This is a genomic window from Elongatibacter sediminis, assembly GCF_037892215.1.
Lineage (GTDB): Bacteria > Pseudomonadota > Gammaproteobacteria > Xanthomonadales > SZUA-36 > Elongatibacter > Elongatibacter sediminis.
On the sequence record NZ_JAZHOG010000001.1, the window covers coordinates 715,356 to 729,211 of the forward strand.

Genomic DNA, 13,856 nt, shown 5'->3' on the forward strand with positions numbered 1-13,856 from the left:
TCAGGCGGCCGGGAGTGCGTCTACAAAGTCGGCCATGCGTTTTTGCAGTGCCCGGTCGGGCAGTGCACCCACACCCGCGCCCAGGTTATCCAGCATGTGGTGCGGTTTGCTGGTGGCGGGCGTGACCGCTGTTACCGCCGGATGCGCCGCGGCGAACTTGATGAAAAACTGCGCCCAGCTCTTCACCCCGATTGCCTCGCTCGCCCATTCGGGAACCTGGCGGTCACCCACCCGGTTCCAAAGCCGGGTGCGTCCGAATGGCAGGTAGACGAGTACACCGATACCACGATCCCGGCAGATGGGAAAGATTTCCTCCGCCGCGAGGCGGTTGTCCACCGCGTAGTCGATGCCGATGAAGTCGATGGGCTCGTTGCGCATGACACTGGCCAGCTCGGCGTATTGCCGTTTGTCCGTCGAAGTGACACCGATGTAACGAATCCGTCCGGCTTCCTTCAGTTCCTTGATGATTGCCAGCTGGGTCGGCACGTCAGCGACGTTGTGAACCTGGATCAGGTCAATGGCATCCTTGCCGATGAAGTCGAACGAACGCTCAATCTGAGCCCGCGCCCGATCCGGGTTCGCCACACCGCCGCGCGGCGCAACGTTGACTTTGGTGGCCCAGAAGATCTTGTCGATCGCACCTTGATCCTGGACGATGCGGCCCGAAACTTCTTCCGCGGCACCGTAGCTGGGAGCCGTGTCGAAGACTGTGCCACCGCCATCCAGCAGCGTGGCGATGACCTCGGCCAGTTGTTCCGATTCACCACTGCCAGCCAGTTTGCGGAACGTGGCCGAACTGCCCAGCCCGATGATCGGAACTTCTTCACCGGTTTTGGGAATGGCCCGCTTGATCAGACCTTCATGGTGCATGGCACGCAGCAGTCGGCTGGGAAGCACGGCAGCGGCGCCGGCCATTGCCGAGAGCTTCAGGTAATCGCGACGTGAAAGCATATGGATTCTCTCCCGATTTGAAACCCGTGGCGGGTGCAGAAGCATTGGACTCCATAGGCCCGAAAATGTTGCACTCCCTGTTGAGCCATCCCGGGCAGAACCCAAAAGCACTCACGGATGCCTTTCATTTCCCGTCTGACACAGTTTTAAAACCACTGCGTTCCCGGCAATGCAAATACATGGCATGTACCTTGCCGCGGTTCAGGCACGGCCCCACCCCGAGTCCGCAATTGTTTACTCTGTCCCTTTACTCTGACCCCACAATTGCAACTGCCTGGCAGGGTGTTGGGTTCCAGTCGGAATCGTCTTCGAGCTTTTTGAAGTCCAGGCTCGTGTTGAAGGTTCGGGTGAGATACTTCGGGTCTTCCACGATGGTGGTGATGGTGAGCCAGGTTTCGTCGAAGGCGGTGTAGACGTTGTAGTACTCAGTCAGTTTGGCACCCTCGCTGTAGGGCACGCCGTTCTTGCGCAGGTAGCCCGCACTCAGGTGCGAGGTTTCGACCTTGAGGCCCGATGCCCCCCAGGATGCAACGGAAAACCCCTGCAGGCTGTGCGGATGCTCGGGTCCCGGAGGCGTGGCGCCGAACTGAAACCGACGGGTCTGTACACCATGATCCGTCTCGGCGATCAGCGTGTTCTCATCCTCCCACTGGAAACGAACCCGGGTGGGATTGCGCATCAGGCCGGCTGCACCAAAGGGTTTGCAGGATCCGACATCGTTCGGGTCCCATTCATTGGCCGCGCGCATCCCTTCCACGTTCAGTGGCAGGCTGGCCACGTCGCCCTTGGGTGGCGTCAGCACCCTCCAGCGCCAGTCCTCGGTAATGACCGACATCCAGTATCCGGTCAAATCAATCGGACCGGATTCCTTTGGCGACCTCTCGACCTTGTTCCGGTTTTGCAGCAACAAGCGGCAGTCCGCGTTGATGTCGTAGTCACAAATCGTCTCACCGGTTTCCGGATCCTTGTTGACGAAGGTCCCCTGAGCCAGCAGCAAGGGACTGAAGCCACCAATCAGCAGCACGGCGACCAGCGCCTTCAGCGAGGCGGGCGCCTGTAAGTGGCCTAGCACTCGCACGGCCATCAGTCGAACACCTCGTCTTCTTTAAAGCCCCAGCGGTAACCGTCCGCGGTGCGTTCGATACGCTGCATTCTCAGGCGATGATCCTCGGGGTTTCGACCCGGGTTGCCCCAGATCCTGACCGCATCACCGGCCTTGAACGTGGCTCGGGTCACCCCCTGGCGCCCAAGCGCGGAAGCCCCGCCCCATTCCACGGCGTATCGAGTGACTTCGCCGTTCTCGTCCTTCACGTTCACATGGACGAAAGCGTGGGGATTGCGGAACATGAAAGCGACCAGAGTCCCTTCAATTTCGATTTCCTCGGAGACCATATACGTCGCCGGGAACGAGTGGTGGGCCCAGGCGTTCGTGGACACAATAAAGCCGAACGCGGCCAGTGAAAACAGAATTCGCTTGTTCATCGTAAGACCTGTCATTTTCGGAATGCCATTCATTGCTCTGAACTGCCGTTCGCTGTGAACTCACGGTAGACGGTTTCAACAAACATGTCGGTGGTCCAGGATCCGGAATCTGCGCCGTAACGCGGGTCGTAGGCCAGCGTTGGCCTGGCTTCGAGCACCTGCTCCAGCGACCGTCCCTCATCGATCATCTCCCGAATGTAATTACCGATGATGGTGAGCATGTCTCGATACTCCACCACTTCGGACTCATCGCACAGGCGGCCGCGGGCGGGAATCACCATGGTTCCCCCCTCCTGCTTGTCCTCCGGCACGGTTAAATCAATGAGATTATTCAAGGATTCGAGCGTCCCGGCGAACGTGCCCCCGTTGTCCACGTCAATAAATGGGTAACGGGTGAAGTCGAATATGCTCCCGGCGCTGATCACATCCGAGCGGCGGAAGTAAACGAAACTGTCGCCGTTGGTGACCGCGTCAGGCTGGTAGATGAGCTGAATGGCCTCGCCGTTGAAGAAAACGTCCTTGGTCGGGGTGAAAAAATAGGTCGATGTCGGCCAGCCCTCGAACGGCGGCGGCGGATCCTGAACACTCATCCGTGTCAGCACGTTCTCATGCGCCACCACGGCCGCACCGACCGTGGAATCCGCGATCGCACCAGCGACGTTGCCGGCGTTGATCGTGCTGCCGGCAGCGGCAATCACGGGATTCCCCCCCACCTGGTCCGGATTTCCACTGGTGTTGAGGACATAACGTATGGGTTTGTCAGATAACTTCCGGACGGCCGCCAGAAGGTGTTCCGCCATATCTTCCTGCATGGTATCGACCAGCAGCACGCCATCGTCACCAATCTGCAGTGTGGCGTTGACTCCCCCACCAACCAGCATATACACGCCGCCCCGAACCGGGACGACCTCGATTTCGTCCCCGGCGGCATCGGACTCTGCGGCGAAGGACGGGCCACAGGCGGCCAGCAGGCCAACCAGGCCTGCTAGTTGCAATACCCGGAAAACACGATTCTTGTCGATCACATTGACGCTCCCACTACCCTAATCCTCAATAAAGCCCGGGTACATCTGTTCAGGATGACCCAACGCGGTGTCGAGGGGAATGCCGAACTTTTTGGAGAATTCCTCGAGGAAGGGGTTCTTCCAAGGGAAATAATGTGGCACGTAACCTCGTTTCATGCTGGCAAGTTCCGTGACCACTTCACAGGGGTACGGGCGAATCTGACGCGTGATGCTGCGTTCATAATTCGCGGTTCGAATCCACAGTTCGGAGAGATACATCGGATCCTTGGTGATCACCGAGACAGTCAGTCGGTTATCAAAGACCATGAAGTGCTCGACGACCGTGGCCTGGTCGCTGCGCGGCACACCATTACGGCGGGCGTAGCCTTCTTTGAGGTGGGTCGTCGTCACCTTGAGGGTGTTGTTCTCCCACTCACCCTTGGAGAATCCCTGAAATGTATGAGCGGCATGCGCCGACGGGCGGGGACGGTTGTCCATCCATATATAGCGATCGGTGCCGCCCCAATCCTTGCGGATGCGCCAGGCTATGACTTTCTGGGAGTCCTCATCGACCTCTTTCCAGATGCGGGTGTTGGACCACAAATCGGCGTACTCAATGGGTAGCGGCAAACACTGATGCGTTGGCATGTTCACCTGGGATGCGTGGTAACTCAGGGCACGCTGACGGGCCGCTTCGGTAACCGGCATGCCGGCAAAGTCCGCGATATCCGGTCCCGTGCCGAGTTCAAGCCAGTCTTCGTGATAGGAAATCATCCAATCGCCGGACAGGTCGATTTCAGCCAGCGCCGTCGATGCAACGCTGAACGCCGCCAGCAGCCCCAGCAAGCGCATCCCGGTTTTTCGCGTGTCCATTTTCTTCATCATATTCTGCCTGCTCTGTTCTACCCGGTCGTTATCGAACACACCAGCGTGCGGTACCCAATTCCATACTGGCGTAATCCGACTACTGTATTTGATCACACTGCCCGGCCTCTGGAATATCCACTAAGCGCAGCAGTGCCTCGCACGCTCGGGATATACGGAAATCTGGCCCACAGGCCTGGAGCGACGGCTCGAACCCGGCCCCACCCCGCGGAGGCCCGACTGATCGCAGAAAAATGCGTCAGCCCGGGCGCGCAGTACCCACTGTATTGATCCTGATCACTACTACGTGGGTTTTTCAACTACTGACCGCGTAACGCGCCTATAGTGATCTGGAAGTCGACAGCCCTGATCACCGAGCGGGGTCGGGAATCGAATTGTCATGGCTCCGCAACGTGCCACCAGGGATGCATGACGTTCACGAGTTCGTGAATGTCACGTACAGAGGAGGATTCATGATGTTTCGCAATGCATGCACGAAGGCCCTGATAGCGACGACCGCCATGACCGCTTTGGCAATTGGCTCAGCTCCACTCAGTGCCGAGGTAATCACCACGGAAGAAGTGATCGTCGTTGCACCGGGGCATGCGGGCAACTACGAACGCCACATCGGCTCACACCGAGCCGGCCTGAACGCCGAGGTGAACGCAACAGTCAACTATTCCGATCTGGACCTCAGGTTCGTAGCGGATGTACAGGAACTCAAACGCCGCATCAAAGATGGGGCAAGCATGGCCTGCGAATCCCTGGCCGACAGCCACCCATTCGGCAAGCCAAAACAAGCCAAATGCATCCAACGGGCCTATGACGAAGCCATGGTAGACGTCAATCGCCTGGTCGATCAGGTCATCCAGGAATCGGAACTCATCGCCTGGTAACGCCCAAGCCCAACCCCACCAGAATTATGGGGTCAGAGTAAAGGGACAGAGTAACGGAGATGAGGCGGCCGGCCTTGAATCTGTCGTAGTCGACCGGCAAGCGTTTCTGTTCCCAAAACAAGCCCTGTTCCGACCTAGATGCCAGCATTTTCGCGCGCTGCAGCAAGGGAGGAGAAGCAACCCTTATCTGGATTGCCGAAGCGCGCCAAAAGGGGGGACAGAGCCGTTTCTTGGGGACCATTGCCGGCGTGCCGCGCTGACCCATGTCGAACGCAACGCCAGTCACCGCGAAGTGAGGAAGTCCTCGCTTGTCCGCGGCATGCCCTCCCCCACAACCTTCGAGTGGAGGATCTCATCCCCTCCTGCACCCAAGATGGGCTCTGAGCCCGTTGGCTACCCCGGCCTCAGTGACTCAGGCAAAGCGGCGGAACCCGACCAGACCAACGCCAAGCATCAACAGAACCAGGATGGCCATGCCGTACTCGCTCAACGTCGGAATACCCTCGAAGAACACTGTGTTGGTGATCGTGCATGAGGCGCCCTGCCCTGCACTGACGACAAGGTTCTGGCAACCGTTGTCGACTTCGACCGCATCGTCGTACACGCGCTCCTCGACGAAGCAGTGGGAATCCGGGTATTCCGGAATCACCTGCGCGTTGAACCCATCAGGACCCTCGCCGTAGAACGTCTTGCACCAGTTGTGGATCGGGCCGATGAGCTGGCCGGACTCCTGCTTGACGATGATCAGTCCGCAGCCAGGTCCGTTCTCGGCCGGCGCTTCCTGATTCGGATCGAAGATGTTGTAGCCGTCAACGATCTCGGCATCGCACCACAGAGTCAGGTCGTAACGTTGGTCGATGCCTTGTGGATCGTTGCTACCTTCGAAAACCCAGTTTTTCTCGATCACGACGTCGACTGGCGACGGCGCATTGGTGATCTCGCAGGTCAGTTCGTCTCCATGCGTGACGTCCAGATACTCGCAACTCGTCGCGCTGGTTGTGGTGCCGTCGTCGTACTCGGCGTCATACCCGGTCGCACCGTCCTCGGTGATCACACAGTCGAGTTCACCATCATCGAACTCGGTGACGACGAACTCCACGCCTTCGGCTTCGGTGATGTTCTTGCTCTGCTCCAGCGGAAGGCCCGTGTTGCAGCTGATCGTCACGTTTACGCTGCCGGGATTACCATCCGTGAAAATCTTGCTGACCTCGAAAGTCGCCCGGTCCGGCGGTGCGACCACGTCCAAGGGTGTCGTGTTCTGGTTGCCAGAACCAGTCGTCTGGCAGTCGATGCCCTCGAAGTCTTCGGCGCTGATCGCGTACGTGCCCGGCTAGTCTAGCGGCGCCATGACGGGCACCGTGATCGCCTCGGTCACTGGGCCAGAACCGGGGCCGTAGCCGGGATTCGGCTGATTCACGCAGATGTAGAACTGAGCGTCGACGTAAATGGCCGTCGACTCCCACGCGAGCGCTGTAAGAAACGCGTCGACATCGACGCTAAAGGACGTTTCCTCGCCTATGGTAATCGGGTTCGGAGTGGCGTTTCTGATGTCTTCGACGACTGCCGCGGTAGGGCCTGACAGCGCTGCGGCGACGACACCAATCAAAGCGATAGCCTGCGTGCGGAGTCGGGAATTCATGACGTATTCTCCTCGCACTGACGTTTTGCCCCTTTCTCAGTGTAGCGCAGTCGGGGCGCATCTGCCGTGCCAAGCCCTGGCTGACCGGGTGAGAACCGAAGCCGCATAAACTGGGGTCAGCGTTGAAACTGACCCCATCACCATGGCGGCCAGATATCGTGATGCGTTGCAGTCGGTTTACTCTGTCCCTTTACTCTGACCCCATTTATTGGGGTTCAGGATTTTTGCTTCGCCAGGAGACGGTCGAGGTTGTTCGCGAACTGCTGCCGGTCGGACTGACTGAGGGCCGAAGGTCCGCCGGTGTGGATTCCGCTGGAACGCAAAGTGTCCATGAAATCGCGCAGATTCAAGCGCTGCCGGATCGTATCGGGTGAATACAACTCACCGCGGGGATTGAGTGCGTGGGCACCCGATTCCATCACCTCGGCAGCCAGCGGTATGTCGGCGGTTACGACCAGGTCGCCAGCCAACACTCGCTTGACAATTTCATTGTCAGCCACATCGAAGCCGGCTTGTACCTGAATTGCATCGACAAACCGCGACGCCGGAACGCGGACTTGTTGATTGGCAACCATCGTCACCTGCGTTTGCGTCCGTTCCGCCGCGCGAAAGAGAATTTCCCGAATCACCACGGGACAGGCATCGGCATCAACCCAGATTTTCAAGAAGCCTTCCTTCGATGAGTGGGGTCAGAGTAAAGGGACAGAGTAAACCGTCATCAGTCCACCTGCCCTACTTCCCGGCGAATCCGTTCAAAGCAGGCTGGTTCGCTGCATTAGCTCACCTGGTTTCCGGATGGTGCCGGGAAACAGCACCATCCAGCCCCGCGGACTTGTCGAGCCAAGCTAGAACATCCGAATATCGGCACCTTGTTATCTCGCTTGCGAAACCGTACGGTTGGATTTCCCACAAATGCACAACCAAAGCACTTTCAGGAGAGTTGCGATGTCATTGCCAAATATGTTGAAAGCCAATATCGATTCTGCCACCGCAGAGACACACGGAAAGATATCCAAACAGGTTGTGCAGCTCGATGAGGTTACCGCGATTAAAGTGACTTTCAATCCGGGAGCGAAGTGGTCTGAGGATCTGAAGGAATATGCCGGAACCGAATCCTGCATCCTGCCGCACGTTGCCTATGTGATATCCGGAGCCATTGAAATACTGATGGACGATGGGTCAAAGGAAATTTTCCGCCAGGGCGACATCATGATGCTACCGCCGGGGCACGATGCATGGACGGTCGGTGATGAACCCTGCCAGTTCATCCAGATGTCACAAGGTGATAATTACTATGCCGACGCATACGCCAAGGCCTGCGGCCACCAACCGAACGGTTAGGCCACTGCGGTACACGTCATCGCCATCGGCAAAACGCGGGCATCTGCCCGCGCATCGGCGGCGATTCAGGTTAAACATTTTCATTCCCTATACGCCTGCAGGCGTATTACGCATGCCACACCTTGCGCCGCGCCGATTACAGAACAACAAAAATGGAGCCAGAACCCATATCCGCCGGAAAACCCTGAATGAAACAGGTAAATAAACCGGGACAATCAGACAGCACACCCTGAGCAAAAAACACGTGAATAGCAAAGAAACCGCCTCGACCGGAAACCAGGTGCTACCGGCGGGGTGGTTCCTTTGCTTTCACCTGGCTCTTACTGAGATTGCAGCCCAAACACCTGCTCCGCGTCAGTCTGGGGCGTGCCAATCAACGCATCGTAGCGCATGTATTTATCGAGATGAACCTCGCCCAGTTGACTGTGGCGGATGAGATCCAGCATTTTACCTACCGTCGACAGTTCATTGACTTCATATAGCTCGTACCAGCCATAATGCCTTGATCCCGGTGTTCCGGCCTGGGTCAAATAATCATCGATTGTGCCGATCATGGTTACACCCATTTCCTTCCACAGGCGATGAACTTCGTTGTACTCCGGCATGATTACAGTCTGTCGATATTCTGGCGAAGCCGCGGCCCAGCCATCGATGACTCCTGCACGTAGCAGAACTCTCCAGGGCGCTTCCCATTTCCCTTTGTCTTCTTCTGCCGCGTATGCAGGCATCGCACTCATTACACTCAATACGATAAGCGTCACAACTTTTGCAATGCGTGGTAAACCTTTCATCAGCAATACCTCATCAATGATTTGTAGCAATGGATTCGGGACATACGCGAACCGATCGCCGGTTTGCGAAACGATTTGATCCTGAATACGAGCGGTGAGAACTATACACGGTCGCAAAAGCTGGTCAGTAGAAACGCTTACTCTGCCGCAGCACGACTGTGGGGTCGCGTTGGCGCAAACAGGCCGTTGGCGTCAGTCCGGCCGGAACCCTGAATAAATCGACCACGGTGTCGTCATCAAACACGTTATTGACCTAGACTTCGGCTGACCGGTTTTCACCTTCAGCACCCTGGAACGAGCAAATGACTTTCAACAACCACCTGGCCGGTATCGAACCCCAACAACCCAACGGCCGCAAGGCTGGGGTCAGAGTAAAGGGACAGAGTAAATTTACTCTGTCCCTTTACTCTGACCCCAAAATTGCTCTGACCCCAAAATTGCTCTGACCCCAAAATTGCTCTGACCCCAAAATTGATCCTCGGAACGAGGAGTTGAAACTACGTCATCTCTTGCGCTGGTGGAAGCGACAGATTTTCCGGCCGGCATGCGTCTAACCGATCGAGAAGCGGAATCACCGTTTGACTCGATTGAGGGCGCGAGCCCCGGAGGGATGTCATGGAATCAACTGATCAGGACCTGTCGCAACGCAGGCTCAATGGGCTACCAGCCTGTCTTCGCATACTGATATTGACCGCAACTGCGTTTTTCCTGGAACCCGTATGGCCCGCAGCTGCGGACCCAATCGGCTCAACGCTCGAATCCATCTTTGGGAACCAGTATTGCGCTCGCACCACCATGGCGGCTTATTCTGCGTGTTTTCATGAGAGCGAAGACGATTTCTGGATCGAATGGGCGAACTGCAGTAATACGGTTGATGCGCAGGACCGTTCGGAATGCTTCGTGGAGAGTCGGGGCGCGCGACGGGAAGCCAATGAGGAATGTCTTGAACAGGCGGATGCCCGGGATGAAGTCTGCGACCTGATAGGTCAGGAACGCTACGACCCAGATTATGAGATCGAGGATTTCGTCGATCCCGCCGAGATTGGCGTTTCGGTTTCACCGAATCCGTTTTTCCCCCTGGTCCCCGGCAGTCGTTGGGTGTATGAAGCCGAGGATGAGATCATCACGGTCGAAGTGTTGGACGAAGTGCGCCTGGTTGATGGCGTCCCCTGTGCCGTTGTCCGCGATACCGTACGCGAACTGGCGGAAGAAGAAGACGAATCGCTGGAAAGCGAACACGACGAAGAGCCCGAGGGCGATCTGGTTGAGGACACCCTTGATTGGTATGCGCAGGACCAGGATGGCAATGTCTGGTACTTCGGCGAGATTTCTCTGAACTTCGAGGACGGAGAAATTTCCGACATCGAGGGTTCCTGGGAAACCGGCGAGGAGGGAGCGCGGGCCGGTGTCCTGATGTTCGCCATGCCGGAACCCGGAACGGTATACCGGCAGGAGTTTCTTCTCGGTGACGCGGAAGACATGGCGCAGGTGATCAGCCTCGACGCCCAGCCGGAACTGGGCGAAGACAACCCGGGCGACTGCAGCAACGGCTGCCTGCAAACCCGGGAATGGACACCGATCGAGCCGGGGTCTTCCGAGTTCAAATACTATCAGCCGGGTGTCGGTCTGGTGCAGGAGGCCGATCCAGAATCGGGCGAGACGTTGGAACTGACTGAGTTTTCAATGCCTTAGAATCAGACCGACAGCCCTTGACCGTCTCCACAACTGCTACCCAAATCGCCGCAGTGCGGGTCGCTGAAAGGGGTATCCGTGCCGAGGCCGGTGGCCAACCACCGCCCCGGTGCAGGATTGACCATAGAGTCTCTCGCAACGCCGGGCATCAGCAAACGGGCCTTGACCTGATGCTGGTACGGTAAGTCAGTGTGGGCTGTGCTGAAGGACACGGCTTGCGCCGTCATGATCCGCAGTTGCACCAAACAGTCCCTGACATCGAGTACGGCGAAGTCCCGCTCGTCACCAGCGATGATGGCTGGACAGTTCTCGAGCGTGACTTTTCCACTCATCAATCTGAATTGCAGCCCCCCCAATATAACCATTGGCCATGTCCGACAATTTAATGCCCGATCCCGGGTACCATCTCAGATGGCATTCATCGTGCCATGTAAGATACACACAACCAATCCTCGCCCGTGACCCAATGACGACACACACGCGCATATTCACCCTGGCATCACTGTTTTTGACCATGAGTTCCGCGGTGGCGAGCTGCCCACCCGAATCCCACACCCGGCAGGAGCTTATCGATCTCAAGCAGGCCGGTTTCGAAATCGCCGCTTCCGAGCGCAAATCACTGGCCGTGGCCTTGCTCGATTGTCTTGACGATCCCGATCCGGCGATTCGTGATGGCGTGGTTTACGAAGGCCTGGCAACGTGGTTGCGCGCCGAACAGTTGGAACTGACAACCATCGATGCGTTGTATGTTCGGCTCCTGGATGATCTTTCCAGCAACCGGGATCCCAACGGGTTTCTGCAGCCCTTTGCCGCGCTTGTTCTTTCGGAAGTCGCACGCACCGATCGGGTTGGCGGTACGTTTACCAGGGAGCGGCGTGAGCAACTGGTCGATGCCGCCGCGACCTACATCGCGAATGTGAACGACTACCGGGGTTTTTCCGAGACCGAAGGATGGCGACACGGCGTGGCCCATGGCGCGGACCTGGTGTTGCAGCTGGTACTTAACGAGCACATCGATGCTGCGCAGATCGACCGGCTGGTCAGCGCGGTTTTCACCCAGGTTGCGCCTGCCGGCAGAACGTTTTACATCTACGGTGAGCCCAACCGGTTGGCGCGCGCCGTGTATTACGCGCACGCTCGCGGGCTTGTGGCGGAAGATCGGTGGATGGACTGGCTGCGCGCCGTTTCCGACCCGGCACCGCTCGAGTCCTGGAACGAGGCGTATTCAAACCAGGAGGCGCTCGCTCGCCGTCATAACACGCTGGGCTTTCTGATGGCGCTGCATGTCTATGCAACAGCTTCGGACTCCGACAGCAACAAGGCCATCGACGCGCTGGTCATGGCGGCTGTCAGCAGGATTTGGTAAAACCCGGCGCGTTTGCCTCCCGATTCAGCCGCGTTCGTCCCTCGTGGCCTGTCGCATCAGAATCAAGACCAGGGCGGACAAGGCGACATTCGCCAGCGCAACCGGCAGAGCTACGGGCACACGGCTTGAAGATCCGCAGTTCCCCAGCCGCCAGCCGCCAACCACGGCACCCCAACGAAAGCCGGAGCTTTTCTTTCTGGCCGTATCCAGCCGCGGGGCCTCGTGCCCGGCATGCGCCTGACACGGAGAAGGAGCCGGATACCTGTCCTGCAATCGTCATCGACCGGATACGCATCGCAAACCCGGCCTGGATTTAATCGGATTTATTGCCCGCCGAACCCCACAGCAGCACCTCCGACTGCATGGCGCAGCAATGGTATGGGCCGGCCTACGGTACTGACGATTTTGCCAAAGAGGGTTTATGGACGAAAAGCTGCCAAAGGCCACAAACCGGAAAAGCCGAAGAAGGGGCCAGAGCCCCTATTCCTTCAGACTGTCTCGGGCCAGGTCGACCAATTTATCCCAGCCCCGCTGTTCGGCAATGGTGATAAAGGTCGAACCATCGCTGGATGCCAGCCCGGCATCGGCGCCGACTTCCAGCAACATTCGCGCGGCTGCTTGCGAGCCCTCGAACACCGCCCACATCAGCGGCGTCGCGCCTATCGTGCCAGTTACATCAGTATCCGCGCCGGCGGCGAGCAGCACGGACATCACGTCGGCGTGGTCACCGATCGCGGCAAGGTGCAGCGGCGTCAACGACAGCCCATTCGGCCGCGCAGCCCGGTGAATATCGGCCCCGGCGTCGATCAGCGCCGAGACGGTTTCGGCATGGCCTTCGCGCGCCGCCTCGAACAGGGCGGTAAAGCCGATCGCGTCGGCCGTATCGATGCCATAACCCCGGGCCGCGAGCCATTCGATGGCGGGCGTTGCCCCGGCCCTGGCCGCAACCTGGATCACCGGACGCCCGGCAAAATCACGCATCGCCGGCAAATCAACCTCATCGACAAGCGCATCGAGCGCCGCAACGTTCCCTCCGTCCAGCGCATCCGCGAGCGCCACTTCCGCCGCTGAACGGTCCGGCAATTCCCCGCGATGCGCCAGCAGGACGTGCAATGCATCCTGGTGACCGCGCCGCATGACGATCTCAACCGCGTTGCCATGACCGGTAAGATGGGTGTCGGCGCCGGCAGCGAGCAATAGTTCGATGGCCGGCAAATTGCCGTAGTAGGCCGCCCAATTGATCGCCGGGTCGCCGAGATTGTCGCGCGCATCCACAGTGGCACCCGCCTCGATCAGCAGCGCCACCAGTTGCGGATCGTCCATCCCCGTCGCCCACATCAGCGGCGTCGCCTCCAGGCCCTCGCTCTGGCGCTGATCGGGATCAACACCGCTTTGAAGCGCGGCTTCCAGCCCGGCAACATCGCTGGCACTGATCAAAGCGAACAGGTCCGGCGCCTCCTGAACGGAACACGCCAGCAGAGAACCCAGAAGAATCAACACGGACAGATGTTTCATACCTCTCCTCTTTGAAAGCTTCCGTACCATCCGGCGAAAAGAAAATTAATGGGGTCAGAGTAAAGGGACAGAGTAAAGCGGTGACAGCTCACCACAATCCCGGCTACCGGGAAAAGCCCAGTACCGTATTGGCCTCGTCCGATACACCCGGGTCGGGCCAAGGTAACACACTGTCCGATACACCCGGGTCAGACCAAGGTAACACACTGAAATACCTGAGATTCCAACCCATATTTGGCTTGGATTAAACCCCGAAGTGCAACGCCACTGATGTGGGAAGAGCGGGCGAGGTGAAGTAGCCTGTGCCGCTCTAAC

16 protein-coding genes are annotated in these 13,856 nt (G+C 58.3%); 5 read left to right on the top strand and 11 right to left on the bottom strand.

Annotated elements, in window-relative coordinates; genetic code table 11:
- The 5 genes from V3330_RS02805 to V3330_RS02825 form a co-directional block, all read right to left on the bottom strand.
- Nucleotides 1-951, bottom strand: coding sequence for an aldo/keto reductase (locus V3330_RS02805; protein WP_354693863.1), 951 nt, complete (start codon nt 949-951; stop codon nt 1-3).
- A gap of 247 nt (nt 952-1,198) precedes the next feature.
- Nucleotides 1,199-2,035 (bottom strand): hypothetical protein, encoded by an 837-nt coding sequence (locus V3330_RS02810; RefSeq protein WP_354693864.1) that lies wholly within the window; start codon nt 2,033-2,035, stop codon nt 1,199-1,201.
- Nucleotides 2,035-2,433 (bottom strand): DUF6152 family protein, encoded by a 399-nt coding sequence (locus V3330_RS02815; RefSeq protein WP_354693865.1) that lies wholly within the window; start codon nt 2,431-2,433, stop codon nt 2,035-2,037. The genes V3330_RS02810 and V3330_RS02815 overlap by 1 nt, the downstream gene beginning before the upstream one ends.
- A gap of 29 nt (nt 2,434-2,462) precedes the next feature.
- Complete coding sequence (locus tag V3330_RS02820) at nt 2,463-3,458, bottom strand: MBL fold metallo-hydrolase (RefSeq protein WP_354693866.1); 996 nt, start codon at nt 3,456-3,458, stop codon at nt 2,463-2,465.
- An 18-nt stretch (nt 3,459-3,476) separates the two neighbouring features.
- Nucleotides 3,477-4,310 carry a hypothetical protein gene (locus V3330_RS02825; protein ID WP_354693867.1) on the bottom strand — a complete coding sequence of 278 codons (834 nt, stop codon included), beginning with the start codon at nt 4,308-4,310 and terminating at the stop codon, nt 3,477-3,479.
- A 464-nt stretch (nt 4,311-4,774) separates the two neighbouring features.
- Between V3330_RS02825 and V3330_RS02830 the strand changes: the two genes are divergently transcribed.
- Entirely contained in the window at nt 4,775-5,197 is a 423-nt protein-coding gene (locus V3330_RS02830; RefSeq protein ID WP_354693868.1) for a UrcA family protein, read from the top strand.
- 412 nt (nt 5,198-5,609) lie between these two features.
- Here the strand turns inward: V3330_RS02830 and V3330_RS02835 are convergent, their stop codons facing one another.
- Nucleotides 5,610-6,362: an IPTL-CTERM sorting domain-containing protein gene (locus tag V3330_RS02835; protein WP_354693869.1), complete on the bottom strand. Its 753-nt coding sequence runs from the start codon at nt 6,360-6,362 to the stop codon at nt 5,610-5,612.
- Nucleotides 6,363-6,387: 25 nt separating this feature from the next.
- On the opposite strand from V3330_RS02835, the gene V3330_RS02840 reads away from it, so the two are divergent.
- Entirely contained in the window at nt 6,388-6,531 is a 144-nt protein-coding gene (locus tag V3330_RS02840; protein WP_354693870.1) for a hypothetical protein, read from the top strand.
- On the opposite strand, the gene V3330_RS02845 is transcribed toward V3330_RS02840, so the two are convergent.
- Together V3330_RS02845 and V3330_RS02850 are read right to left on the bottom strand one after the other, a co-directional pair.
- The gene (locus V3330_RS02845) at nt 6,528-6,836 is read right to left on the bottom strand and encodes a hypothetical protein (protein WP_354693871.1); all 309 of its coding nucleotides are present in this window, start codon (nt 6,834-6,836) and stop codon (nt 6,528-6,530) included. The genes V3330_RS02840 and V3330_RS02845 overlap by 4 nt on opposite strands.
- A 215-nt stretch (nt 6,837-7,051) precedes the next feature.
- Nucleotides 7,052-7,501 (bottom strand): YaiI/YqxD family protein, encoded by a 450-nt coding sequence (locus V3330_RS02850; RefSeq protein ID WP_354693872.1) that lies wholly within the window; start codon nt 7,499-7,501, stop codon nt 7,052-7,054.
- 280 nt (nt 7,502-7,781) lie between these two features.
- On the opposite strand from V3330_RS02850, the gene V3330_RS02855 reads away from it, so the two are divergent.
- Nucleotides 7,782-8,177, top strand: coding sequence for a cupin domain-containing protein (locus V3330_RS02855; protein WP_354693873.1), 396 nt, complete (start codon nt 7,782-7,784; stop codon nt 8,175-8,177).
- A 320-nt stretch (nt 8,178-8,497) separates the two neighbouring features.
- Here the strand turns inward: V3330_RS02855 and V3330_RS02860 are convergent, their stop codons facing one another.
- Nucleotides 8,498-8,968 (bottom strand): hypothetical protein, encoded by a 471-nt coding sequence (locus V3330_RS02860; protein ID WP_354693874.1) that lies wholly within the window; start codon nt 8,966-8,968, stop codon nt 8,498-8,500.
- A 795-nt stretch (nt 8,969-9,763) separates the two neighbouring features.
- Here V3330_RS02860 and V3330_RS02865 point away from each other — a divergent pair.
- Nucleotides 9,764-10,660 carry a hypothetical protein gene (locus V3330_RS02865; RefSeq protein WP_354693875.1) on the top strand — a complete coding sequence of 299 codons (897 nt, stop codon included), beginning with the start codon at nt 9,764-9,766 and terminating at the stop codon, nt 10,658-10,660.
- 2 nt (nt 10,661-10,662) lie between these two features.
- On the opposite strand, the gene V3330_RS02870 is transcribed toward V3330_RS02865, so the two are convergent.
- Nucleotides 10,663-10,992: a hypothetical protein gene (locus V3330_RS02870; protein WP_354693876.1), complete on the bottom strand. Its 330-nt coding sequence runs from the start codon at nt 10,990-10,992 to the stop codon at nt 10,663-10,665.
- A 134-nt stretch (nt 10,993-11,126) separates the two neighbouring features.
- Here V3330_RS02870 and V3330_RS02875 point away from each other — a divergent pair, with 134 nt between their 5' ends.
- A complete protein-coding gene (locus V3330_RS02875) occupies nt 11,127-12,026 on the top strand; it encodes a DUF2785 domain-containing protein (protein WP_354693877.1) in 900 nt (299 codons plus the stop codon).
- Nucleotides 12,027-12,506: 480 nt separating this feature from the next.
- On the opposite strand, the gene V3330_RS02880 is transcribed toward V3330_RS02875, so the two are convergent.
- Nucleotides 12,507-13,541: an ankyrin repeat domain-containing protein gene (locus V3330_RS02880; RefSeq protein WP_354693878.1), complete on the bottom strand. Its 1,035-nt coding sequence runs from the start codon at nt 13,539-13,541 to the stop codon at nt 12,507-12,509.
- Nucleotides 13,542-13,856 lie beyond the last annotated feature (315 nt).